The sequence below is a fragment of the Halorubrum miltondacostae genome (assembly GCF_041379815.1).
Lineage (GTDB): Archaea > Halobacteriota > Halobacteria > Halobacteriales > Haloferacaceae > Halorubrum > Halorubrum miltondacostae.
This window is the reverse complement of the sequence record NZ_JBEDNY010000003.1, coordinates 473,362-496,691: the sequence shown is the minus strand read 5'-3', so window position 1 is coordinate 496,691 and position 23,330 is coordinate 473,362. Positions and strand designations below refer to the sequence as shown.

At 70.5% G+C, this 23,330-nt stretch carries 25 protein-coding genes and 2 tRNA genes; 14 read left to right on the top strand and 13 right to left on the bottom strand.

The window, feature by feature from the left end:
- Positions 1-85 precede the first annotated feature (85 nt).
- A complete protein-coding gene (locus ABNG04_RS11585) occupies positions 86-238 on the top strand; it encodes a hypothetical protein (protein WP_371162567.1) in 153 nt (50 codons plus the stop codon).
- Positions 239-252: 14 nt separating this feature from the next.
- Here ABNG04_RS11585 and ABNG04_RS11580 read toward each other — a convergent pair whose 3' ends face one another.
- The 3 genes from ABNG04_RS11580 to ABNG04_RS11570 form a co-directional block, all read right to left on the bottom strand.
- Entirely contained in the window at positions 253-1,428 is a 1,176-nt protein-coding gene (locus ABNG04_RS11580) for a M24 family metallopeptidase (protein WP_371162566.1), read from the bottom strand.
- Between the two features lie 75 nt (positions 1,429-1,503).
- Positions 1,504-2,115 (bottom strand): translation initiation factor IF-2 subunit beta, encoded by a 612-nt coding sequence (locus tag ABNG04_RS11575; RefSeq protein ID WP_371162565.1) that lies wholly within the window; start codon positions 2,113-2,115, stop codon positions 1,504-1,506.
- Between the two features lie 100 nt (positions 2,116-2,215).
- Positions 2,216-2,290 (bottom strand) — tRNA-Met (locus ABNG04_RS11570).
- 380 nt (positions 2,291-2,670) lie between these two features.
- Between ABNG04_RS11570 and ABNG04_RS11565 the strand changes: the two genes are divergently transcribed.
- The gene (locus ABNG04_RS11565) at positions 2,671-4,287 is read left to right on the top strand and encodes a long-chain-fatty-acid--CoA ligase (RefSeq protein WP_371162564.1); all 1,617 of its coding nucleotides are present in this window, start codon (positions 2,671-2,673) and stop codon (positions 4,285-4,287) included.
- Positions 4,288-4,299: 12 nt separating this feature from the next.
- Here ABNG04_RS11565 and ABNG04_RS11560 read toward each other — a convergent pair whose 3' ends face one another.
- Positions 4,300-4,731 carry a DUF5779 family protein gene (locus tag ABNG04_RS11560; RefSeq protein ID WP_371162563.1) on the bottom strand — a complete coding sequence of 144 codons (432 nt, stop codon included), beginning with the start codon at positions 4,729-4,731 and terminating at the stop codon, positions 4,300-4,302.
- Positions 4,732-4,909: 178 nt separating this feature from the next.
- On the opposite strand from ABNG04_RS11560, the gene ABNG04_RS11555 reads away from it, so the two are divergent.
- The 4 genes from ABNG04_RS11555 to ABNG04_RS11540 all read left to right on the top strand — a co-directional run bounded on the left by ABNG04_RS11555 (position 4,910) and on the right by ABNG04_RS11540 (position 9,336).
- Positions 4,910-5,578, top strand: coding sequence for a DsbA family protein (locus tag ABNG04_RS11555; protein ID WP_371162562.1), 669 nt, complete (start codon positions 4,910-4,912; stop codon positions 5,576-5,578).
- An 81-nt stretch (positions 5,579-5,659) separates the two neighbouring features.
- Positions 5,660-6,946: an MFS transporter gene (locus tag ABNG04_RS11550; RefSeq protein WP_371162561.1), complete on the top strand. Its 1,287-nt coding sequence runs from the start codon at positions 5,660-5,662 to the stop codon at positions 6,944-6,946.
- Between the two features lie 105 nt (positions 6,947-7,051).
- Positions 7,052-7,825 carry a prephenate dehydrogenase gene (locus ABNG04_RS11545; RefSeq protein ID WP_371162560.1) on the top strand — a complete coding sequence of 258 codons (774 nt, stop codon included), beginning with the start codon at positions 7,052-7,054 and terminating at the stop codon, positions 7,823-7,825.
- Positions 7,826-7,851: 26 nt separating this feature from the next.
- Positions 7,852-9,336: a small ribosomal subunit Rsm22 family protein gene (locus tag ABNG04_RS11540; protein ID WP_371162559.1), complete on the top strand. Its 1,485-nt coding sequence runs from the start codon at positions 7,852-7,854 to the stop codon at positions 9,334-9,336.
- Positions 9,337-9,378: 42 nt separating this feature from the next.
- On the opposite strand, the gene ABNG04_RS11535 is transcribed toward ABNG04_RS11540, so the two are convergent.
- Both ABNG04_RS11535 and ABNG04_RS11530 read right to left on the bottom strand, forming a co-directional pair.
- Positions 9,379-10,107, bottom strand: coding sequence for an SOS response-associated peptidase (locus ABNG04_RS11535; RefSeq protein WP_371162558.1), 729 nt, complete (start codon positions 10,105-10,107; stop codon positions 9,379-9,381).
- Positions 10,108-10,132: 25 nt separating this feature from the next.
- Positions 10,133-10,840 carry a glycerophosphodiester phosphodiesterase gene (locus ABNG04_RS11530; RefSeq protein ID WP_371162557.1) on the bottom strand — a complete coding sequence of 236 codons (708 nt, stop codon included), beginning with the start codon at positions 10,838-10,840 and terminating at the stop codon, positions 10,133-10,135.
- Positions 10,841-10,985: 145 nt separating this feature from the next.
- On the opposite strand from ABNG04_RS11530, the gene ABNG04_RS11525 reads away from it, so the two are divergent.
- The gene (locus ABNG04_RS11525) at positions 10,986-11,756 is read left to right on the top strand and encodes a ribonuclease H-like domain-containing protein (protein WP_371162556.1); all 771 of its coding nucleotides are present in this window, start codon (positions 10,986-10,988) and stop codon (positions 11,754-11,756) included.
- A 56-nt stretch (positions 11,757-11,812) separates the two neighbouring features.
- Here the strand turns inward: ABNG04_RS11525 and ABNG04_RS11520 are convergent, their stop codons facing one another.
- Together ABNG04_RS11520 and ABNG04_RS11515 are read right to left on the bottom strand one after the other, a co-directional pair.
- Positions 11,813-12,694 carry a WD40/YVTN/BNR-like repeat-containing protein gene (locus ABNG04_RS11520; RefSeq protein ID WP_371162683.1) on the bottom strand — a complete coding sequence of 294 codons (882 nt, stop codon included), beginning with the start codon at positions 12,692-12,694 and terminating at the stop codon, positions 11,813-11,815.
- Positions 12,695-12,998: 304 nt separating this feature from the next.
- On the bottom strand, positions 12,999-14,081 hold the full coding sequence (locus ABNG04_RS11515) for a polymer-forming cytoskeletal protein (RefSeq protein ID WP_371162555.1): 1,083 nt from the start codon (positions 14,079-14,081) through the stop codon (positions 12,999-13,001).
- 171 nt (positions 14,082-14,252) lie between these two features.
- Here ABNG04_RS11515 and ABNG04_RS11510 point away from each other — a divergent pair, with 171 nt between their 5' ends.
- The 3 genes from ABNG04_RS11510 (at position 14,253) to ABNG04_RS11500 (ending at position 15,110) form a co-directional block, all read left to right on the top strand.
- Positions 14,253-14,432 (top strand): DUF5786 family protein, encoded by a 180-nt coding sequence (locus tag ABNG04_RS11510; protein ID WP_049929958.1) that lies wholly within the window; start codon positions 14,253-14,255, stop codon positions 14,430-14,432.
- Between the two features lie 116 nt (positions 14,433-14,548).
- A complete protein-coding gene (locus tag ABNG04_RS11505) occupies positions 14,549-14,806 on the top strand; it encodes a hypothetical protein (protein ID WP_371162554.1) in 258 nt (85 codons plus the stop codon).
- A gap of 106 nt (positions 14,807-14,912) precedes the next feature.
- On the top strand, positions 14,913-15,110 hold the full coding sequence (locus ABNG04_RS11500) for a DUF5800 family protein (protein WP_149798593.1): 198 nt from the start codon (positions 14,913-14,915) through the stop codon (positions 15,108-15,110).
- Between the two features lie 24 nt (positions 15,111-15,134).
- On the opposite strand, the gene ABNG04_RS11495 is transcribed toward ABNG04_RS11500, so the two are convergent.
- Positions 15,135-16,436, bottom strand: a complete 1,302-nt coding sequence (locus ABNG04_RS11495) for an outer membrane protein assembly factor BamB family protein (protein ID WP_371162553.1) — start codon at positions 16,434-16,436, stop codon at positions 15,135-15,137.
- Between the two features lie 110 nt (positions 16,437-16,546).
- On the opposite strand from ABNG04_RS11495, the gene ABNG04_RS11490 reads away from it, so the two are divergent.
- Positions 16,547-16,747: a hypothetical protein gene (locus ABNG04_RS11490; protein ID WP_371162552.1), complete on the top strand. Its 201-nt coding sequence runs from the start codon at positions 16,547-16,549 to the stop codon at positions 16,745-16,747.
- 63 nt (positions 16,748-16,810) lie between these two features.
- Here ABNG04_RS11490 and ABNG04_RS11485 read toward each other — a convergent pair.
- From ABNG04_RS11485 to ABNG04_RS18155, 4 genes are all read right to left on the bottom strand, one after another.
- Positions 16,811-16,985, bottom strand: a tRNA-Trp gene (locus ABNG04_RS11485).
- A gap of 138 nt (positions 16,986-17,123) precedes the next feature.
- Positions 17,124-17,348, bottom strand: a complete 225-nt coding sequence (locus ABNG04_RS11480; protein ID WP_006113289.1) for a DUF5795 family protein — start codon at positions 17,346-17,348, stop codon at positions 17,124-17,126.
- Between the two features lie 94 nt (positions 17,349-17,442).
- A complete protein-coding gene (locus tag ABNG04_RS11475) occupies positions 17,443-18,462 on the bottom strand; it encodes a DUF5794 domain-containing protein (protein WP_371162551.1) in 1,020 nt (339 codons plus the stop codon).
- Positions 18,463-18,669: a DUF8099 family protein gene (locus ABNG04_RS18155; protein ID WP_510952319.1), complete on the bottom strand. Its 207-nt coding sequence runs from the start codon at positions 18,667-18,669 to the stop codon at positions 18,463-18,465.
- 316 nt (positions 18,670-18,985) lie between these two features.
- Here ABNG04_RS18155 and guaB point away from each other — a divergent pair, with 316 nt between their 5' ends.
- From guaB to ABNG04_RS11460, 3 genes are all read left to right on the top strand, one after another.
- A complete protein-coding gene (guaB, locus tag ABNG04_RS11470) occupies positions 18,986-20,473 on the top strand; it encodes an IMP dehydrogenase (protein WP_371162550.1) in 1,488 nt (495 codons plus the stop codon).
- Positions 20,474-20,643: 170 nt separating this feature from the next.
- The gene (locus tag ABNG04_RS11465) at positions 20,644-21,231 is read left to right on the top strand and encodes a HalX domain-containing protein (protein ID WP_371162549.1); all 588 of its coding nucleotides are present in this window, start codon (positions 20,644-20,646) and stop codon (positions 21,229-21,231) included.
- Positions 21,232-21,294: 63 nt separating this feature from the next.
- Positions 21,295-23,313: a DEAD/DEAH box helicase gene (locus tag ABNG04_RS11460; RefSeq protein WP_371162548.1), complete on the top strand. Its 2,019-nt coding sequence runs from the start codon at positions 21,295-21,297 to the stop codon at positions 23,311-23,313.
- Positions 23,314-23,330: the final 17 nt, after the last annotated feature.

Sequence of the window (23,330 nt, the reverse complement as noted above, 5' to 3'; positions counted from 1 at the left end):
GCGACCGCGCCGTGCGCGTGGTAGCGTTGTGCTGTCAGGGTGGTATGTTGCTCGTAACTATCTCTCGGGGTGGAGTACGATGAGTATGAACACCACCCCCCGCACCGAGCGATACCACCTCGTCTGTCGCGAGTGCTCGCTCGAACGACTGTACGACGCCGCGACCGACGCGGACGCGCTCAGTCGCGACCACGTCGCCGCCACCGGCCATCGGGTCGTCGTCGACCGGATCGCGTAGCCGGACGGCCGGTCTCAGACGACGTTGGAGTCGATGTCGCGCGGGAAGTTGGTGAGCTGTTCGGTCCCCGACTCGGTGATCGCCACCGTGTCGGAGTGCCGGTAGCCGTACTCGTCGGTGTACAGCCCGGGTTCGATCGTGTACACGTGTCCGGGCCGCATCACGGCGTCGTCGTCGTCGTAGCGCTCGTCCCAGCCGCGGTCAATGTACGGCGGCTCGTGCGCGCCGAGCCCAATGTTGTGGCCGACGTGGTGTTGCGCTAAGTCGGTCACGCCCTGTTCCTCGAAGTAGTGCCAGACGACCTGATCGACCTCGGCCACCGGGACGCCCGGACCCAAGGCGTCGATGGCGAGCGTCTGCGCCTCCAGCATGAGCTCGAAGTAGTGCGCCTGCTCGTCGGAGTAGTCGCCGACGAACATCGTCCGTTCGAGCTCGGAGCGGTAGCCGTCGACGTTCGCGGTCGCGCCCGTGACGAGCACGTCGCCGTCGGAGAGCCGCTCGTTCGGGGTGTGGCCGTGCGGGAGCGCGGTCTCCTCGCCGGAGATGTAGCCGGCGTGGACCGGGCCGTCGCCCCGGACGCGGACGCTGTAGTTGTCCCCGAGCGCATCGAGCATGGCGCGTGACGCCTCCGTGGACGCGCGCTGCGAGACCGTCGCCGGGTGGGCGCCCGGCTCGGAGAAGTCGGCGAGGTAGCGGTGGCTGAGGTTCGCCCACTTCGCCGACTCGCGGATGAGGTCGACCTCCGCGTCCGACTTCGCCCAGCGCATCCGGTCGACCCACGACTGGGTGTCGACGTCGAGGTACTCGGAGAACGCGGGACCCTCGTACCCCATCACGCCCGGCGGACCGTCCGCGTCGGCGGCAATCGCGCCGACGTCGAGGCCGTCCAGCATCTCGACGGCGACCGAGACGGGATCGCCGCCCGGGTAGTCGAAGTAGTGGTGGACGGCGTCGATCCGCGGGTTCGGGGAGACGCGCTCGACCTCGAGCCGCGGGACGGTGATCTCGACGCGGTCGTCGGTCACCGCAAGGACGACCGGCCGCTCGGTCTGGATGTGGTGGAAGCCGGTGAGGTACTCGATCGACGTCGCACCGACCCACGTCGCGGCGTCGGCGTCGGTCTCGGCGAGCCGGTCTCTGACGGCGGCGAGTCGGTCCTTGAAGGCCGACTCGGGGAGTCGCGTGGCCATGGCTCAGAGATGTGTGAACGCGCGCATAAAAAGTCGGGTAGCGGAACGGCGAGCGCGGGCGTCCGCGGCGTCGGCTTAGCTCTCGCGGCGGGCGAACGCGAGGTTGCCGGAGACGTTCTTGATGTAGGCGGTCACGGTCTCGCCCTCCTGCGCGCCGGGGACGAAGATGGTGTACTCGCCGCGCTCGGCGACGCCGTCGCCCTTGCGGCCGGTGCCGACAATCTCGAGCTCGTACGTGTTGCCCGACTCGACGGCGTCCTCCTGCCGCTGGGTGTTGGAGGTGTTCTGCTTCGCCACCGGCCGGAAGGCCCCGCAGGCCTCACAGCGGAGCATCGGCGTCCGGTTCTCGGTCTCCAGTCGGGTGTCGGGGAGACCGCACTCCGAGCAGGTGACGAACGACTCGATGTACGAGTCGACCGCGGCCTGGAAGTCGCGCTCGCGGAAGTTCCCGCTGTATCGCGCGCGGCCGTCCTCGTACTGGCCCGCGGTGCCGAGCTCCTGCTGGATCTTCGAGTGGACGTGTTCGGGGTCACGACTCAGCGCGTCCGCGATCGCGGAGAGGTTCGTCAGACGGGTGAATGCGCCGTCCTTCTGCGCTTCGGGGTCGGGGACCGACAGTCGCTCGTCGGAACCGCCGAGGTCCGGTACCTCCTCCATCGCGCGGTCGAGGCTCGATTCGTAATCCATACGCGAGAGAACGACAGCGCGACGGAAATCGCTTCCGGGTTCGGTGGCCGCGGCTCCGAAGGACGGAAACGAAGCTAGGAGGGTAGCAGTCGGCCAGAAGTAGCGGGAGGTAGATTTGAACTACCGATCTCCGGGTTATGAGCCCGGCGGAATCTCCTGGCTATCCCATCCCGCTATCGTAGCACAATCGCGTGTGGCTTTTAAGGGTTCTGATCCCGCCGCCGGTGTGCGATTCGTCCACGCGTCGATGGCGCGGAGATGCCCTCGCGCCGCCGCCCGAATCGATCGTCTACACGGCTGAGTCACTCCTCCTCTCGTCGTCATCCGAGCGCGCCGCGACTGCCCCGCCCCGTATCCGCAGCGCGAGGACAGCCACGACGGCGAAGCCGAACGCCACCGCCCCGAGATCGCAACCGCGTCCCTCGCTGACCGCCGACCCGCTGGGCTCGTCGCTCGTTCCGCGCGACTTCGCGGGGGACTGACAAAAGGTCCCGCGACCGCCCCTCCTTTGCGCCGGCCGCAAAGGATATCACACATCATCGATAGTGACAGACGATGTACAAGCCGCTGTTGACGACCGACTTTCTGGACCGGGCGCGGCGACACTACGCCGACGAGGAGGCGGTTCTCGCCGTCGACGGGACGCGGTACACCTACGCCGAACTCGGCGAGCGCGCCGACCGCTTCTCCGCCGCGCTCCAGGCGCGCGGCATCGAGAAGGGCGACCGGGTCGCGGTGCTGGACCCGAACACCCACTACCACCTGGAGGCCGCCTACGGCGCGATGCAGGTCGGCGCGATCCACGCGCCGCTGAACTACCGGCTCACGCCGAGCGATTTCTCGTACATGCTCTCCGACGCGGGCGTCGACGCCATATACGCCGACGCCGAGTACGCGGCGAACGTCGAGGCGATCCGCGACGAGGTGCCCACCGAGACGTTCCTCACGAACGACGCGGACGCGGTCGAGGGCGACTGGGAGTCGTTCGACGCCGCGCTCGACGACGCGGACCCGGACGCCTACGAGCGCCCGGAGATGGACGAGGACGAGGTGATCACGATCAACTACACCTCGGGGACCACCGGGGACCCGAAGGGCGTCTGCCGCACCCACCGCGCCGAGACGCTCCACGCCTACCTCATCTCGATCCATCAGGAGATCACCGACGACGACGTCTACCTCTGGACGCTGCCGATGTTCCACGTCAACGGATGGGGGCACATCTACGCGATCACGGGGGCCGGCGCCCGCCACGTCTGTACCCGCGGGGTCGACGTCGCCGAGACGTTCGACCGGATCCGCGGGGAGGACGTCTCGTACTTTTGTGCGGCCCCGACCGTCCTCAACATGCTCGGCGACCATTACGCCGACCACGGCGGCGCGACGACTGGCGACAGCGACGTGCGGGTCGCCACCGCGGGCGCGGCGCCGCCGGAGGCGACGATCCGCACCGTCGAAGAGGAGTTCGGTTGGGACCTCAAACACGTGTACGGCGCGACCGAGACGGGCCCGCTCATCACCACCTCGGACGCGAAGCGGCACTTCGAGGCGGGCTCGGACGACCGCTTCGCGGTGAAGAAGACGCAGGGGATCGGCTACCTCGGCACTGACGTGCGCGTCGTCGACGAGAACGGTGAGGACGTGGCCGCCGACGGCGAGACGATCGGCGAGATCGTCGTGCGCGGCAACCAGGTGATGGACCGCTACTGGAACAAGCCGGAGGCCACCGAACAGGCGTTCTCCGAGCGCTTAGAGGGCTACTACCACATGGGCGATCTGGCCGTCGTCGACGAGGACGGGTTCATCTCGATCCAAGACCGGAAGAAGGACATCATCATCTCCGGCGGGGAGAACATCTCCTCGATCGAACTGGAGGACACCCTCTTCGAGCACGACGTCGTCTCCGACGTGGCCGTCATCCCCGCACCGGACGAGCGCTGGGGCGAGACGCCGAAAGCGTTCGTCGTCCCTGAGAGCGGCGATCCCGACGACGCGGGCGCGACACCAGAAGAGCTCAAGACGTTCGTCCGCGAGCGCGTCGCCGACTACAAGACGCCCGGCGAGGTGGAGTTCGTCCCCGAACTCCCGACGACCGCGACCGGGAAGATCCAGAAGTACGAGCTGCGCGAGCGCGAGTGGGACGAGGAGGACCGGATGGTCGGGGAAGGGTAGCCGACGCGCCGCTCAGTCCCGGTCGGCGTGCGCTTCGTCCGGCTCGTCCGCGCCGACGCTCTCGGTGTCGGATTCGGCGTCGTCGTCGTCGACCGAACCGCCTCCGTCTCGAGAGTCGCTCCCGTCGTCTGGTTCGCCACCGGCGCGGGAGTCGCCGAGCCGGTCGGTGTCGATGCTCACGCCCGGCGGCGTGACGACGAGGAAGCCGCGGAAGTGTATCAGCTCGCCGTCCATGTCCTTCACGTCCCGGGCGAATCCGGCGGCGAGCTCGTTGAGGTCCCCCTCGATCGACAACACCAGCGTGTTCCCGTAGTCGACGCTGCGGACCCACTCCTCCGGGTCGGTCGTGCCGTCCAAGACGCCGAGGACGACGTCGCCGGCCGCCGCGAACGCCTCATCCATCTTCGCCTCGGCGTCCCGCAGGTCGAGGTCCCAGTCGCTCATACGTGGGCGTCGACAGGGGACGGCAAAAGGGTTCGGGAGCGGCGTCGCCGTCGGTCGCGGGCCCCGAGAGTCTCCGCGCGTTCCGCGGTCGGTCCTCCCGGTGCGATCCCGGTCCGGTCTCCCGGCGAACCCGTCGGGTCACGGTGCGATTAAGTACGTCCCACCCCCACCGGCGGACATGGAACGCACGCGGCGGTCCCTGCTCGCGGCCGGGGCCACGGTCGGCGTCGTCGGCGTCGCCGGCTGTCTCGGCGGTGGAAGCGGCGACGGCGGTCAAAGCCTCGACACGGGGTCGTACGACTGCTCGCTCTCGGAGCCGGCGGACCCCGACCTCGGCTATCGGCCGGCGCTCGGAGACCCGGACGCGGACGTGGTCGTCCGGGCGTTCGAGGACTTCACCTGCGGGCACTGCGCGACGTACAACCTCGACCACTTCCCGACGATCCGCGAGGAGTACGTCGACCCCGGGCGGATCCGCTACGAGCACTGGGACTTCCCGATCCCCGTCAACGAGACGTGGGCGGTCCCGGTCGCCAGCGCGGCCCGCGGGGTCGGTGCCCGCCACGGCGACGAGGCGTTCTTCGAGTTCGCGGAGGCGGCCTACGAGTCGCAGGGGAGCTACAGCGGCGAGGCGCTCGGCGCGGCCGCCGAGACCGCCGGCGCGGACCCGTGTGCGGTCCTCGCCGACGCGGAGTTCTCCCCGTACGAGGAGGCCAGCCAGGACGACAAGTCCGAGGGGCGAGACGCGGGCGTCCAGGGCACGCCGGCGATCTTCGTAAACGGTGACCCCGTTCAGGGGAGCTACGCCGCGGAGTCGGTCGGCGAGGCGATCGACGCCGAGCTCTGAGGCCCGCGGCGGGAGCGTCCCGCTTCCCGTGCCGTATACCGGAGCGTCGATCTTTTGCCCGTCCGCCCCGATTTATAAGCAATGAGCGACGCCGACGGACGCGTCGACCCCGCCACCGACACCGACGGTCCTAGCGGCGGCGACGCCGGCGACCGCCGTCGGCTCGGCGCGGTCGTCCTCGCGGTGCTGATCTCGCAGGTGCTCCTCTATCCCGGCGTCCCGGCCCTCGTCGTCGCGCTCGGCGCGCCCGCGGGCATCGACGCAGGCATGTGGTTCCTCGTCGCGGAGTTCGGTGCCTTCGTGACGTTCGCCGTCGTCTGGGGCGCGCTCTCGGACGCGCTCGGCAGGCGGACGCCGCTGATCGTGGTCGGCGCGCTCGGCGGCGCGGCCTCCTACGTCGCGCTCGGGTCGCTGCCGGGTCTCGGCCTCGGCTTCGAGGCCGCGCTCCTCGTCAGGGTCGTCGGGGGCGCGCTCACCATCGGCGCGTTCTCGCTCTCGATCACGCTGCTGATGGACCTCCGCGGCGGCAACGGCCGCAACATGGGGACCGCGGGGCTCGCCATCGGGCTCGGCGCGGCCGTCGGCTCGGTCGTCGGCGGCTCGCTCGCGGACCTCGGCGCGCTCTACCCGGTGTACGCCGGCGCGGTCGTGCTCGCCGCGGCGGGGCTGCTCGCGGCGACCGTCGACGACCGGGCGGCGGCGGCGACCGCGAGCGGCTCGGCGGCCAACTCCGGCGACGCCGGCTTCCGCGACGTGCTCGCCCGCGCCCGGACGACGCCCGGGCTCCTCGTGCCGCTGGTGTTCGGCTTCGTCGACCGGCTGACGGCCGGCTTCTTCGCGCTCGTCGGCGTGTACTACTTTCAGGACCCGGAGACGTTCGGGCTGTCGGCGGCCGGCGCGGGCGCGACGCTCGCGCTCTTCTTCGTCCCCTTCGCGCTGCTCCAGTCGCCGTTCGGCGCGCTCTCCGACCGGATCGGGCGCTTCCTCCCGGTGGTGGCCGGGTCGCTGGCGTACGGCGTCGTCACGGTCGGCGTCGGCGTCGCGCCCGTATATCCGCTCGCCGCTGGCCTGATGGTGTGCGTCGGCGTCTGCGGCGCGCTGATGGCCCCGGCGACGATGGCGCTCGTCACCGACCTCGTCGAGCCGGAGGTCCGCGGCGCGGCGATGGGGCTGTTCAACGTGTTCGGCTCGCTCGGCTTCCTCACCGGCTTCCTCATCGGCGGGAACGCCACGGAGACGTTCGGCTACACCCCCGCGTTCCTCGCCGTCGGCGGGCTGGAACTGGCCATCGCGCTCGCGCTGCTACCGGCCGTCCGGTCGATCTCGCCCGGGGCCGGCGTGGTGGGACGGATCGGCGCGGAGGGGTGAGACGCCGGTCTCCCGCCCTCCGTCCAGGCCGCGGTCGTGTGCGAGCGACCGCCCGCTCCGAGGCGAGTCCTTTTACCCGGCGCGGGACCTGCGTTCGCGTAACCGATGGACCTCCTCGTGGTCGGTGCCGGCGAGATCGGACGCTGGGTCGCCGACACCGTCGCGGCCGCTGACGCGCCGGTCGACGCGAGCGTCGCGTTCGCCGACCGCGACACCGCCGTCGCGGCCGACGCCGCCGCGGACCGCGACGCGCGGACGGTCGACGCCGACGGCGACACCACCCACGACGCCGTCTGTCTCGCGGTGCCGATGTCGGCGGTCCCCCCGGCGGTCGAGGCGTACGCGCCCCGCGCCGAGGAGGCGATCGTCGACGTCTCCGGCGAGATGACCGACGCGCTCGCGGCGATGCGCGAGCACGCTCCCGACCTCGAACGCGCGAGCTACCACCCGCTGTTCGCCCCGCCGCGCGTCCCGGGGAACGTCGCGGTCGTCGTCGATGAGGCCGGCCCGACCGTTGAGGGGCTCACCGCGTCGATCGAGGCCGGCGGCAACGACGTGTTTGAGACGACCGCGGACGAACACGACGCGGCGATGGAGACGGTCCAGGCGGGCGCGCACGCCGCGGTGCTCGCGTGGCGGCTCGCCGCGGACCCGGTCCGCGAGGAGTTCCACACGCCGGTCTCGGCCGCGCTGGAGGAGGTCGCCGACACGGTCACCGAGGGGTCGCCCGCGGTGTACGCGGAGATCCAGCGCGCCTTCGACGGCGCGGACGACGTGGCCGACGCCGCGGCGGAGATCGCCGCGGCCGACGACGAGGCGTTCGCCGCCCTCTACGAGCGCGCTCGCGGCGACCGCGAGGGACGAGACCGGCTGGAGTGAGACGACGCGAAGCAGACGAGAAACCCATGATCGACAGAACCGCGGTCCGGAACAACGCGAACTACCTGCGCAACGTCAGACCGATCGACCCCGAGGAGATCGCGGAGTACATCGAGGGGACGCCGCACCCGGCGGTCGTCCGCGAGACGCTCCGCGAGGAGGCGTTCGACCTCCGGCTCCGGGAGCGCGACGACGGGGCGTTCGTCCCCGTCCCGGAGGCCCCGGTCGACCCGCCGGGATGGGACCCCGAGGCGCTTCCGGAGACGTACTCGTTCGCGCTGGAGGACCTGCTCGTTCGCGAGTACGGGGCGAACTGGCACCGCGGGGAGTCCGGCGACGAGCTCCGCGAGCGGGTCCGCCGGCTGAAGAGCGACTACCTCTACGAAAACGAGGTCGAGTACGACCGCGTCGCGGCGCTCGGCTACGCGATCTACCACCTCCCCGCGTACTACGCGACCGTCGGCCACGTCCTCGACGACCTGACCGAGAACGGCCTGCTCGACCGGACGCTCCGCGTGCTCGACGTGGGCGCCGGCGTTGGCGGCCCCGCGCTCGGCCTCCACGACTACCTCCCCGACGACGCGGTCGTCGAGTACCACGCCGTCGAGCCGAGCGCCGCCACCGACGTGCTCGAACGGCTGTTAGAGGAGACCGGCCGCAACTTCCGGACGACGGTCCACGAGACGACGGCCGAGGCGTTCCTCGGGACCGACGGGGACGACGAGGGAACCGCCCCCGACGCCGCCAACCCCGCGACCGACGACCCCTTCGACGTCGTGCTCTTCGGCAACGTGCTCTCCGAGCTCGCCGACCCGGTCGCCGTCGCCGACGCCGCGCTCGACGCGCTCGCGTCCGACGGGAGCCTCGTGGCGTTCGCGCCCGCCGATCGGAACACCGCGATCGGGCTCCGGCAGGTCGAGCGCGCGCTCGTCGCGGGCGACGGGGACGACGTCGGACCGGGACGCGACGCCGAGATCTACTCGCCGGCGCTCCGGCTGTGGCCCGACGCGGTCCCGACGGATCCCGGCTGGTCGTTCGACGTCGCGCCCGGCCTCGACGTCCCGCCGTTCCAGCGCCGGCTCGACGAGGCGGCGACCCGCGGCGAGACCGACGAGCCCGGCGAGTTCGTCAACGTCGACGTCCAGTTCGCCTACTCGATCCTCCGCCCCGACGGGCGGCGGCGCGTCGATATCGAGGCGAGCGCGGAGCGCTGCGCGCGCATGGCCGAGTCCGAGCGTCACGTCACCGACCGGGTGAACCTGCTCGCGGTGAAGCTGAGCCACGACCTGAGCGAGGGAGACAACGCGCTGTACCGCGTGGGTGACGGCTCGCAGGCGACCGACCACTACCTCGTCTGTACCCGCGAGACGGCGCTGAACCGCGACCTTCGCGAGGCAGGCTACGGGGCGGTCGTCTTCGTCGAGAACGGGCTCGTCCTCTGGAACGAGGACGAGGGCGCGTACAACGTCGTCGTCGACGACGAGACGGTCGTCGACCTCGTCGCGCCCTGAGCGGTCGCGGGCGCTGACGCGACGGTCCCCGAGCGCCGCGACTCAGTCGCCGGCGACGGGCTCGATCAGGTCGGGCACGTCGACGCTCGGCAAGTTCACCCGCGTCGACACCGGGTGCGCGGTGAGGTCGTCGCTCGGGTACGGGTCGAGCAGCGCGGCGGCCTCGTCGGCGTCTCCCTCGAGCCACGTCTCCTCCTCGCCCGCGTCGGGGTCGAGTATCACCGCCATCCGATGGTGGAGGTCCGCCACGAGGTCGTTCGGCTCGGTGGTGACGATCGAGAACGTCTCGACCGCGTCCGGGTCGTCGCCCGTCTCGCCGTCCTCGGTTCCGCCGCCGAACGCGCCGAGCCCCGTCTGGGTCGTCTCCGGCATCGGCGGCTCCCACCGCTCGTAGATCCCGGCCATCGCGAACGGCCGGTCGTCGTCGAACGCGACGCGGTACGGCGTCTTCCCGCCCCCGACGTCGCCGCCGACCCACTCGTAGAAGCCGTCGGCGGGGACGAGACAGCGCCGGCGCTCGAACGCGTCGGCGAAGCTCCGCTTCTCACGGACCGTCTCCGCGCGGGCGTTGATGAGGTCGAACGACTCCTCCGCCCACGACGGGGTCAGCCCCCACTCCATCCGAGTTGCTTCGCCCGGGTCCCGGTCCGGGATTACCGGCAGCGACTGTCCCGGGGCGCAGTTGTAGCTCGGTTCGCGGTCGCCGAAGTCCGCGTCGAACCGGGCCTCGAGTTCGGCGGTCGGCGTGAAGAGGGTGTAGCGGCCGCACATACCGCGTGGTTGTGGCGGGAGGTACTTAGTCCCGCGACGATCGCTCCGGGAGCAGGTCCCAACGGTCGGCGACGATCCCGTCGACCCCGGCCGCGAGGAGCCGCTCGGCGTCGTCCCGGTCGACCGCGGTCCACGCGTTCACCGCGAGCCCGGCCGCGTGCGCCGTCGCCACGAACCCCGGCTCGGTCGCGAGGTCGATCGGCGGGTGGAGCGCGACGCAGCCGAGGCCGGTCGCCGCGTCGACCGCTCGCTCGGCGTCCCCGTCCGCGACGAGCAGCGCGCGAGCGGTCTCGGGATCGCGGTCCCGTAGCGTCGCCAGCGCCTCGGGATGGAACGACGAGAACAGCACGTCGTTCGCCGCCCGCCGGGCCGCGTCGAGCGCGTCGCCCGCGACGGACGGCTCCTTGATCTCGACGTTGACGACGAGGTCGTCGGGCGCGGCGTCGAGCGCCTCGTCGAGCCGCGGGATCGGCTGCCCGGAGTCGAGGACAGTCAGGTCGCGAAGTTCGTCGTAGTCGGCGTCCGCGACCGAGCCGGACGCGCCGGTCAGTCGCTCGAGGTCCGCGTCGTGGACGACGACGACCTCGCCGCTCCCGCACCGCCGCACGTCGATCTCGACGGCGTCGACGTGCGGCGCCGCGCGCTCGATCGCTCCGACCGTGTTCTCCGGAAACTGGGCCGCGCAGCCGCGGTGCCCGATCAGCGTGACGTCGCCGGGATCGGTCCGGGTCATCGCGGCGCTCGCGCCTCGCCCTCCCGTCGGTTCGCTCGCTCGCTCACGCACGGCTCACAGGCCCGGACCGTGTTAGCTCTTGGTCGGTCGCGGACGCGCGGTCGCTCCCGTCGGCTTTTTAGCTACGCGTCGCGCCGGGACGGACATGCGCATCGAGAACAGCTTCATCCCCGTCGAGGGGGTGGGCGAGACGACCGAACGACGCCTCTGGGGGCGGGGGGTCACCACGTGGGAGGAGTTCGATCCCGGGGTCGACGTCGCCGGCGTCGGGACGACCACCGCGGACCGGATCGAGTCGTTCATCGCGGAGGCGCTGACGCGGCTCGACGACGGCGACTCCGCGTACTTCGACCGCGAGTTCCCCTCCGGCGAGCGCTGGCGGCTCTACGAGAACTTCCGCGAGGAGACCTGTTTCTTCGATATCGAGACCACGGGGCTTGACGAGCGTCGCGACCGCGTGACCACGGTCAGCTTCCATCAGGGTGGCGAGACGACGACGCTCGTCGCCGGCGACGACCTCACCGCGCGTCAACTTCGGGAGCAGTTCGCGGACGCGAGCCTGCTCGCCACGTTCAACGGCGCGCGGTTCGACGTCCCCTTCCTCGAGACCTCATTCGACGTCGACATCGACACCCCCCACCTCGACCTGATGTACCCGGCGAAGCGGATCGGGCTCTCGGGCGGGCTGAAACCGATCGAGAAGCAGCTGGGCATCGACCGCGACCGGCCGGACATCTCCGGCCGCGACGCGGTGCGCCTCTGGCGCGAGTACGAGCGCGGCGACGAGGCGGCACTGGAGACGCTCGTCTCGTACAACCGCGAGGACACCGTCAATCTCCAGGCGCTCGCGGACGCGGTCTGCGAGGCGCTCGACGAGGAAGTGTTCGCCGCCGCCCCGGACGGAGACGGCGACTGAGAGGGATCCGATAGTTCGGCGGGTATGGGCCGGCCGAGTAGCCGTCGCCGAGGTCGTTACCGGCGAAGGACGGTTCCGCCGGACCCGACGACGACCGCGTCGCCGTCAACGTCGACCGCGTTCAGGTTCTCGCCGGTCGGCGTGTCGAGGGCGACCCGGTCGTCGGCGGTGAGCTCTTGGACGACCCCGCCGCTGCCGACGACGTAGCCGGCCTCGCCGTCGGTCTCGACGTCGACGAGGTCGGCGCCACCGAGGGCCTCGGGCGTCCAGTTCGCGCCGTCGTACGTCAGGAGCGTCCCGTTGCCGCCGGAGACGGCGACGTCGTCGGGAGCGTCGCTGTCGAGGCCGTAGAACGTCACGTTCGCGTCCTCGATGCCGATCGCGTTCCACGTGACGCCGTCGTCGGTGACGAACACGCGCCCGTTCGTGTCGATCGCGTGCCCGCTCCGCGGGCCGTGGAAGTCGATCGCGGGGAGCGCCGAGCCGCTCCCCGGCGTGACGTAGTCCCATGTCCCCGTCGCGCCGTTCTCGAAGCTGTAGTAGATCTTCCCCGAGTCGCCGGCGACGTACACGTTCGCCTCGCCGGCGGAGCCGGTGACCGCGACGTCGTTGTAGTTGTTCGTGTTGTCCATCGGCGCGGAGTGGTCGACGAGCGTGTCCGTCGCGGGGATGTACTCGCCGATCGCGCCGCTGGCACCGACGAACCAGACGCGCTCGCCGTCGTCGGTGACCGACGCGCCGTAGAGGTCGTTCCCGTTTCCGGTCGGACCGCCGTCGCGGAGCGTCAGCCACCCCTCGTCGGCGGGCGCGGTGAGCACGCCGCCACCGCCGACCGCGAAGCGACCGGCGTTCGCCGACACCACGTCGTGAAGCGTGCTGTCCGTCTCGGTCTTTTCGACCGCCCAGTCGCTCTCCGCGGCCGCGGCTACGCCTGTCACGCTTCCCGATGCGACGATCGTGCCCAGCCCCGCTAGCGTCGCGCGGCGGGTCGCTGTCAGTGATCGGCTCATATCGCATTCGGCGGTTACGCTGCGGCTTGTAAGTGCTTTGTGTCCGTTAAGAAAATAGCTGAAATTAATCCGGCTTAATCCGATTTAAACATCAACGAGTCGATGGGTCGTACGCGGATCTACCCCTGTGCTTCGGTATTCAAACCCTGTCCTCAACCCTCGGAGATACCACTGGACAGTTTCGGGCTCCCGGGCCGTCGAGAACCTCGGAGAAAATTCGAGACCAGCGCGCTCAGGGCTCGTCGTCTAGAACCGACGGCTCCGTCGCCGCCGTCTCGGCCGTCACCGTCGCGGACTCCTCTGCGCCTTCTCCTTCTGTGGCTCCCCCGTCGGCAACCTCCGCTTCGTCGCCGTCGACATCGTCCGCGTCGGCCGCCGCCGCATCGTCGACATCGGCCTCAGCCGCGCCGTCGGCTTCGGTCTCCGCTTCGTCGTCGCCCTCGTCGTCACCGTCGTCTCCCTCGCCGTCTTCCTGCTCCGCCTCCTGGACCAGTTTCATCTCGCCGCGCGCTCTGAGGGTCCCCTGAATCTCTGCGCCGTCGTACACCACGAGGTCGCCCGCGGAGACATCTCCGAGCACCCGCGCGCCGCTCTCAACGGTCACGGTCCCGCCGCGGGTCGTCACGTCGCCGTGGATCACCGTGTCCGCGCCCACGGTGACGTCCTCGCGGGCGCGCAACGAGCCGAACACCTCGTTGCGCTCGCCGACGCGGATTGACGCCGCGCGGAGGTTGCCGTGGAGCCGGCAGTCGTCGCCGACGGTCGCCGGCGTCGACACGCGCCACGCGTCGTCGGAGATCTCGGCGCTCCGCGGCACCAGTAGGGGGTCGCGGACATCGTCGCCGTCGGCGAGCGCCTCCGCCAGCTCGTCGGCCGCGTCGGTCTCGCCGACGCGCAGCAGCTGCGAGAGGACGATGAAGTAGAAGACGATCGTCGGGACCGGGTTGCGGATGACGATCCAGCCGTTGGCCTCGAACCCCTCCTCGATCGTCACGTCGTCGCCGATGTCGAGGTCGCCGGACACCATTAGGCGGCCGGTAACCGTGACCCGCTCGCCGAGGTACGCGTCCTCGCCGACGAGCACGTTGCCGTCGACGGAACACCAGGTGTCGAGCCGGCAGTCGCCCTCGGCCTCGATGTCGTTGGCGACGCGCACGCGCTCGCCGATCGCGACGTTGCGGCCGCGGACGCCGAGCTCGACGCTCGACTGGCCGCCCACGAGCACGTCGCCGTCGACGACGACGTCGTGCTCCTCGACGGTCGTTCCCGAGGGGATCGCGAGCTCCTCTATCGGGCCGTCTCCTCGCAGCGACACACCGGGAGCAGTCGCCCCGACCGTATAAACGGTACGGGGCGTCGGACGAGCGTCGGACGGAACGCGGGAACGCGCCGCGCGATCCGGGCGCCCTTCGGCCCCGAGAGTGAATCGCACCCGCGCCGAACTCGCTGTCGCGGTGTTTTTCAGTGCGCCGCCGAACGAACAGGCATGGGATTCGGATCGTACGACGAGAGCGAACAGAAGGACCAGGACGTCGACACCGACGAGGACGACGCGGTGAACGTCCACGAGAACGACCACGACGGCGAGGTCTCCATCGAGGGCGACGCCGACACCGACGACCTCGTCGGCCGCCTCTCCGAGATGCGCGACGAGGACGACGACTGAACCGTCTCTCTCCTGCGACGCTTCGGCGCGACTCCGCGCCGACCGGCCGCGGCCGGTGTGTGTACGCTTCGCACACCCGATTCGGATTTATCCGTTTCCGCGGCGTTTGTTACTCTATGCCACGGAGGCACAAACTATCGAACCGATCTGGCCGTTCGACGCGGAGCAGCCGCCGGAAACGGACGCGCGATCCCGGCCGGCTCGCCGCCACCGACTCGGAGGACAGCGACGCCGAGGACGCGAACACCGACTCCACGTCGGCCGCGACGGTCGCGCTCGCTCGCCGCCTCTGCGCGAACGGGAACGAACAGGCCTGCGAGACGCTCGAACGACTCTGCGAGTCTGGCCACGACACCGCCTGTAACGCGATCTGACCCGGACCACGCTCGCCTCGCCGCGGGCAGTGCCCGTATTGCGACTCGAAACCGCCGTCTCCCGGCGTTCGTGCCGCTTATCCCCTCACGTCGAGTATCCGAGCGCATGAGTACCGAACTGACGTTCACCGACCGCGGGGTCGACGTCGTCTACGAGGGGACCGAGTTCGAACTGGAGAAGACGCTGATCGAGGAGGCGACCGGGAAGTCGTACCGGGACGTCACCGACCACGAGGTCCTGACCATCGTCGCGGAGGACCCCGAGTTGGACGGCGAGCCCGTCCGGATCGGCGACGTGCTGTAGCGACGGCGACTCGGCTCCGCTCGTTCACTCCGCAGAGACGAGTTTGTAGCCGCCGCCGTCTGTATTCCCGTCGTCCGGGTCCGGCGCGCGCTCCGCGTAGTAGACGTCGCCGTCGACGACGCGGGGCGCGCTCGTCACCCACCCGTCGTGGTCGACGCGCCACACCTCCTCGCCGGAGTCGGCCTCCAGCGCGTAGAGGGTACTGTCCTTTGATCCCGTCAGCACACGGTCGCCGGCGACCGTCGCGCAGCCGGTCAGGGGGGCCCCGGTCCGGAAGCGCCACTCCACCTCGCCGGTCGACGCGTCGAGCGCGTACAGGTGGTAGTCGTGGCTCCCCATGTACACCACGTCGCGCTCGGGGTCGATCGCGGGCCCCGTCATCGAGAGGTTGCCCGTCTCGTAGTGCCAGTCCTCCTCGCCGGTCTCGAGGTCCACCCGATACACGTTGAAGTCCCACGAGCCGAAGAAGGCCGCGCCGTCGTACGTCGCGATCGGCCCCTTGATCTCGCCGTTGTTCTCGCTCGGGGGATCGGTCGCGAACCGCCACTGGAACTCCAGGTCCGGGAAGCTCCAGCAGTAGAGGTAGCCGTCGTTCGACCCGCACACCATCCGCCCGGCGTCGAGCGAGATGGCGGGCGAGGAGTGCGGGTGATCGGTGGGGCGGTGTTCCGGCTCCTCCCAAGTCACGTCGCCCGTCTCCGCGTCGACCGCGAACAGCCGCCCCTCCGGGTCGTAGAACTCGACCGAGACGTACAGCTCGCCGCCATAGTACAGCGGGCTCGACCCGATAGCGTCGCCGAGATCCGTCGACCACTCCAACTCCCCGGAGTCGAGCGCGAACGCGTAGAGGACGCCGTCGTACGCGCCGATATACGCCCGGCCGTCCGCGACCGCCGGCGTCCCGTGGATCCCGCGGCCGTCCGCGTCGGTCTCCCCGCGCCACCGCACGTCGCCGTCGGCCGTTATCCACAGCAGGTCGCCGGTGTCGCCCGGCAGAAGGACGCCCCCGTCGGGGTGCGGCACCGCGCTCGCCTTCGCCGCGCGGTGTTCCCCGGTGTTGACCTCCGGGATTCGCCACGCCTCCTCGACCGCGTCGGGCACCGTCTCGTCGGGGAAGTACCCCCACCGCTCCAGCGAGCCGCGGAACTGCGCGACCCCCGGCGGGATCGTCTGCTCGGTCGAGCCGCCGCTTCCGGAGTCGGCCCCGCCGCGGTCGACGTCCGCGTCTACGGGCGGACCGCTCTGCGAAGCGCAGCCGGCTGCCGCACCGGTCGTCGCCGCGCCGACCGCCGCGAGCCATTCGCGTCGAGAGAAACCGTCGGTCATCGGGCTAGCCGTCGAACCGGGGTCGCTTTAGTGTGACGAACGCGCCGATCGCGGACGCCGTCCTGCGTCCCGACCGGACGACTTTTTCCGGCGCTCCGCGAAGTGGGGGTATGGAGATCGGATTCAAACTCGGCGCCAACGTCCCGTCCGGCGTGTTTGCGCTCCACGCCGTCATCGCGGTGGTGTTCCTGGGACTGGCGGGGCTGAACGGGGCGAACGGCGAGACGGTCGGTCTGGCGATCTACCTCGCGATGGCGGGGATGATCTCGATCGTTGGCGTGGTGGCCGGGCGGATCGTCTCGCGCCGCTGACCTCCGCGGCGGAATAGGCTTCGATGAAGCCGCTGCTTGCGGTGTTGATCGCGACGGCAGAAGTGGGGCCGGAGGGATTTGAACCCCCGATCGACTGATATCTCCGGTGCGCCTCGGAACTCCAGAGGGTCGTCAACACGACCGATGATCAGTCGGCCGCTCGGTATATCAGTCTGGAGTGTCGTCCCGGGCGCAAGCCTCTGGAGTCAGTCGCCATGCCTGGCTTGGCCACAGCCCCGCGTGATCTCGCATCAGGAAATTGCCGAAACGCGGATAAAGGGGTTTCGATCGAGGGCGATCGAGGGACGGCGCCGCGCTCTCCGCTCAGCGGTGAACGCCTCGCTCGGCCGCTCGCCGGGGGAGCTCCAAACCGGCGTTACTCCCGGTCGTCGTCGCTCCAGTCGCAGTCTTGGCACTTGAAGCCGGTGACGAACTCGGTCACGCTCGGCATGTATCCGACCGAGATGACGTCGCCGCCGCACTCCGGACAGTCGCGGTCTGCGTCCGCGATGGACTCAGCCTCCAGCACCGACTCCCCTTCGACCAGCTCTGCGAGCTTCTCGGGCGTCACCATCCGCCCCTGAACGACGCGGTTAGACATACCCGTCGTTTGGGGTCGAGCGCCTAAACCCCGGCGACACACGCGGTGAAGATGCGGCGGTGTCGCGGGTGGCGCTCCGCCGACTACCCCGGAGCTACAGCCACGGCGCGCGGGAGTCGTCGTCGGCGAAGGGGTCCGTCCCCTCGTCGCCGGTCTCGCGCTCCTCCCCGCCGTTCGCAAGGACGGCCACGTCGTCGTCGACGATGGGCGACGGTCCCTCCGGCGGCGTATCGAGCGGTGGGTCGCTCGGCGGCGCGTCGTCCGCCCCCTCGTCGGCGTCGGTCGAGTCGTCGTCCGACTCATCGCTCCCGCCGGCGGACCCGTCGGGCGCGTCGTCGTCCGGTCCGTCGTCGACGTCGGTGACGCCCTCCAGCGCGCCCGCGTTCGGGTCGTAGGCGAAGAGGGTCGTCACCGCGAGCACCGCGAGCGCGACCGGCGCTTCCGTCTGCATGAGGTCGAACGGGCCGAGCAGGATCGGCAGGGCGAGCACGCCCAGCGCGACCGCGGAGCCGAACCGGAACCGGTCGATGTCGACGCGGCCGCGGAGGTGCGGCGACAGCAGCGCGATCGACAGCGCGAACGCGACGCCGACGGCGGCGGCCGCGGTGCCGTTGACGACGTACTCGGTCGAGGTCTCCAGCGCGAAGCCGGACGGGTTGAAGCTCGCGACGAGCCCGAGCCCGATGATGACGCCCGGGCTCGGCAGGTACTCGCCGACCTCCGAACTGGCGGTCTTGGCGGCGATCGTCAGGATGACCAGGCCGGCGAACCGCTCGAAGACGGCCAGGTCGAGGAGTTCCCTGAGCGTCGGCGCGAGGGCGGCCTCCACGGCGGCGACCGGAATGATGATCGCGCCGATCAGCAGCACGGAGGTGACCATCTCCCGGCGGGAGCCGTCCATCTCCGCGAGGATCACCGCGGCGGTCGCGGAGCCGCCGAAGATCAGGATCCCCGTTTCGACGACGCCGCTCGCGGATCCGAGAACGCCGGCGACGACTAACGCGGGGAAGATGCCGTCGACGAGCGGCAACACCATCACGGTCGCGAGCAGCTTCGTCGCGCTCCCGACCTGCCGTTCTAATCGCAGGGCGACGGGGTGGCGTGACGTGCTCATTTAGGGACGATAGCCCTGACCGTCGGGGTGGCGGTGGGACGCGTGCGACTCGCGATGGTCGGGGGACCACCACGCGGAGTCCACGCCGAGGGATTTCCGACGAGCCCATGTAAAGAGAGTGCGCGGATTGCCGGCTGTAAAGCGGACGCCGAGGTCGGCGTTCGACTGGCCGGCGATGCGCGCGTTCACGGGACTGTCGGAGTCCATACCTGTTATACGCGTTTCGGTCGCGTTAAAGGTTGTGTGAGACGTGTCCGCACGCCACGAATGATCGACGGTCGGCGACCGCTTTCGACGACGATACGTCGACGATGACGCCGCATCTCCGACTATCTCTCGGCGCCCGAGCCCGCCTGCCGCTCATCGACCGCTGCTCCGAAGACGCGTCCACCGATCCCCGTATCTGTCGCGCTCTGCCCCACGACTGGGCACGAACGTGTACACAACACCCCTCTGTTTGTGACCAACCTCCACGTCCGTGCTGTCTCGCAACGCTTTTCATCGGCCGTTCATGACGGCTTATATGGAGACAAATTCTGGCCGGTTCTCGGCGAAACTCGAGGTCCCGGAAGCGCTGACGTTCGACGACGTGCTGCTCCGCCCGAAAGAGAGCCGGGTGGAGCCCGACGACGCCGACCTGACCACTCGCGTGTCGCGGAACGTCGAGCTCACCGTCCCCGTGCTGTCGGCGGCGATGGACACCGTCACCGAGAGCGACCTCGCCATCGCGATGGCCCGCGAGGGCGGCCTCGGCGTGCTCCACCGCAACATGACCGTCGAGGAGACGGCCGCGGAGGTCGAGCGCGTCAAGCGCGCCCACGAGCTCGTCATCCGGCGCGAGAACGTCGTCACCGTCTCGCCGGACGACACCGTCCGCGAGGCCGACGCCGTGATGGAGCGGCAGGGCGTCTCGGGCGCCCCCGTCGTCGCGGACGACGACACGGTCCTCGGCATCATCTCGGGGACCGACATCCGTCCGTACCTCGAGGTCGGCGAGGACGACGCCGTCCGCGAGGCGATGACCGACGAGGTCATCACCGCCACGGAGGACGTCGAGGCGCGCGCGGCGCTCGAACTGATGTACGATCACAAGATCGAGCGCGTCCCCATCGTGGACGGCGACGAGCGGCTCGTCGGACTGGTGACGATGCAGGGGATCCTCCAGCGCCGCGAGCACGAGGAGGCCGCCCGCGACGACCGCGGCCGCCTGCTGGCCGGGGTCGCCGTCGGCCCCTTCGAGGAGGAGCGCGCCGTCGCCGCCGACGAGGCCGGCGTCGACGTCATCTTCATCGACTGCGCGCACGCCCACAACCTCAACGTGCTCGACTCCGCGGAGGCGATCAAGGCGACCGTCGACGCCGACGTCGTCGTCGGTAACGTCGGCACGCGCGAGGCCGCCGAGGCCGCCGTCGACTTCGCTGACGGGCTGAAGGTCGGCATCGGCCCGGGCTCGATCTGTACCACGCGGGTCGTCAGCGGCGCCGGGATGCCCCAGATGACCGCCGTCGCGGAGGTCGCCGACGTCGCCGCCGAGCACGGCGTGCCCGTTATCGCCGACGGCGGGATCCGGTACTCCGGCGACGCGATCAAGGCGCTCGCGGCCGGCGCGGACGCGGTGATGCTGGGTTCGTACTTCGCCGGCACGGACGAGGCCCCCGGCCGCGTCATCACGATGCAGGGGAAGAAGTACAAGCAGTACCGCGGCATGGGCTCGGTCGGGGCGATGAAGTCCGGCGGCGGCGACCGCTACCTCAAGGAGGAGCAGGAGGACGAGGAGTTCGTCCCCGAGGGCGTCGAGGCGGCGACCCCGTACAAGGGGAGCCTCGCGTCGGAGCTCTATCAGCTCACCGGCGGGATGCGCTCCGGAATGGGGTACGTCGGCGCGGAGACCGTCCCCGACCTCCACGAGCGCGCGGAGTTCGTGCGCGTCTCCGCGGCGGGGCAGAGCGAGAGCCACCCGCACGACGTGATGATCACGGACGAGGCGCCGAACTACAGTCCGAACGAGTAATCGCAGACGACCTTTCGGCGGGACGGGTCCGCGAACGGCCCCTTGGCCGGACGCGCTCGCGGCCGACCGCCGACCGATCGCCCGCTCGGGCCGCGCGTCGAAGAGGTATTTTAATATAGCCAGCGGAGAGACGAAACGTGTGAGCGAATACCCCCTCGCTCCCGTCATCCATGAGTGAGCAACCGCCGCTGGTCCTCGTGGTCGAGGACGAACCCGACTTGGCCGACCTGTACGCCGCCTGGCTCGGCGACGAGTACCGCGTCCGAACCGCGTACGGCGGTCGCGAGGCGCTCGACGAGCTCGACGAGGCGGACAACCAGGTCGACGCGATACTCCTCGATCGGCGCATGCCGGGCCTCTCCGGCGACGAGGTCCTCACCGCCGTCCGCGAACGCGGCATCGACTGCCGGGTCGCGATGGTCACCGCCGTCGAGCCCGACTTCGACATCCTCGAGATGGGGTTCGACGACTACCTCGTCAAGCCTGTCACGAGCGACACGCTCCGCGAGACCGTCGAGGGTCTGCTACAGCGCGGCGAGTACGACTCAGAGGTTCAGGAGCTGTTCTCGCTGACCTCGAAGAAGGCGATGCTGGAGTCCGAGAAGAGCGCCACCGACCTCGCCGACAACGACGAGTACCAGCGGCTCACCGAGCGCATCGACGAGCTCCGCGAGCGCGCGGACGAGTCGCGCGACGCGGTCGCGAGCGACGACGAGGACTACGAGAAGCTCTTCCAGGACTTCGACACCGACGCGTAGCCGACGCCGACCGAGGGGGTGCCGCCGACTCTTTATCACCGGGCGAGCCGAACGGATCGCCGTATGCGCGTCCGGGACCTGCCGCTGTCGCCGTCCGTCGTCGACCACTTCGCCGAGCGCGGCGTGCGCGAGCTCTACCCGCCGCAGCGCGCGGCGGTCGACGCCGGCGTCTGCGAGGGGGCCGACGTCGTCGCCGCGGTGCCGACCGCGTCGGGCAAGACATTCGTCGCGCAGCTCGCGCTGCTGACCGCGGACGGCCCCGGGCTGTACGTCTGTCCGCTCCGCGCGCTCGCCCGCGAGAAGTACGAGACGTTCGCGGCGCTGCCGGGCGTCGACGTCGGCATCTCCACCGGCGACTTCGACGCGACGGGCGAGGCCCTCGCCGGCAACGACGTGGTGGTCGCCACGAGCGAGAAGGTCGACTCGGCGATCCGCAACGGGGCCTCGTGGGTCGACGAACTCGCCTGCGTCGTCGTCGACGAGGTCCACCTGCTCGGCGCGAAGCGGCGCGGTCCCACCCTTGAGGTGACGCTGGCGACGCTCCGCCGCCGGAACCCCGACCTCCAGACCGTGGCGCTGTCGGCGACCGTCGACAACCCTGACGCGATCGCCGACTGGCTCGATGCCGCCCTCGTCGAGTCGGTGTGGCGGCCGGTCGACCTCCGGACCGGCGTCGCCGTCGGCGGTGAGGTGGACTTCGACGACGGCACACACCTCTCCGTCGACGTCGACAGCGACGAGGTGGGAGTAGCCGGCGAGGGTGACGGAGACGACGAAGACCGGCCGGTCGAAGAGAGCGGCGAAGACGGCGAGGGCGACGACGAGCACGACCCGACCGAGGTCACGGCCGCGCTGGTCGCCGACGCCGTCGCCGACGGCGGCCAGTGCCTCGCCTTCGTCCGCTCCCGGCGGGAAGCGGTCGACCTCGCGGAGCGGCTCGCCGAGGACGGCCTCGCGGCGGAGCTCGGGATCGAAGATGCGGCCGCCGCGGCGGCCGAGGAGGCGACCGACGTGGACGGCACGCTCCCGGGCCGACAGCTCGCGGACTGCCTGTGCGCCGGCGTCGCGTTCCACCACGCCGGGCTCCGGTCCGGCCACCGCGGGGTCGTCGAGTCGGCGTTCCGCGAGCGCGACGTCGCCTGTATCTGCGCTACGCCCACGCTGGCGGCCGGCGTCAACGTGCCCGCGCGCCGCGTCGTCGTCCGCGACCAGCGCCGGTACGGCGAGGGCGGCATGGCGTGGATTCCAACGCTTGAGGTCCACCAGATGTGCGGCCGCGCCGGTCGCCCCGGCCTCGATCCGCACGGGGAGGCGGTCCTCGTCGCCGACGCCGACACCCGAGAGGAGGTCCGCGAGCGGTACGTCGCGGGCGAGCCCGAGGCCGTCGAGTCGCAGCTCGCCGACCCGGGATCGCTCCGTACGCACGTCCTCGCGGCGGTCGCGACGGACTTCGCCGCGACCGAGTCCGAGATCCTCGACGTGTTCGAAGGAACCTTTTACGCGCGGGAGACGGGGGCCGGCAGCCTCGCGGACGCCGTCGCCGTCGCGGTCGACGACCTCGTCGCGGCCGGGATGGTCGCCCGGGAGACGGGCGGGGTCGAGGACTACCGCCTCGTCGCGACCGCCGTCGGCGAGACCACCTCGAAGCAGTACGTCCGGCCCGAGACCGGCGAGCGCATCGTCGCCGGGCTCCGCGACGCGGCCGACCTCCCGGAGGCGACGACGCTCACCGCATTCGAGGTTATCTGCGACACGCCGGACATGCAGGACACGTACCTCGGGAACGCGGAGCGCGCCGACATCTACCGGTTCGCGCGGACCAACGCCGCGCACCTCACCACGGACATGACCGAGCCGGACGACTTCGAGGGGTGGTTGGAGTCGGTGAAGACGGCGCGGATCCTAGACGAGTGGATCGGGGGCGCGACCGTGGAGGAACTGGTCGAGCAGTACCGGATCGGCCCCGGCGACCTCGACTCGCGGGTCGAGCGCGCGGAATGGCTGCTGAGCGCGGCCGAGGCGCTCGGGGAGACGATCGGGGTGCGTGTTCCCGCAGTGTCGCGGGCGCGGTCGCGGCTGTGAGTAGGACCGGAAAAGTG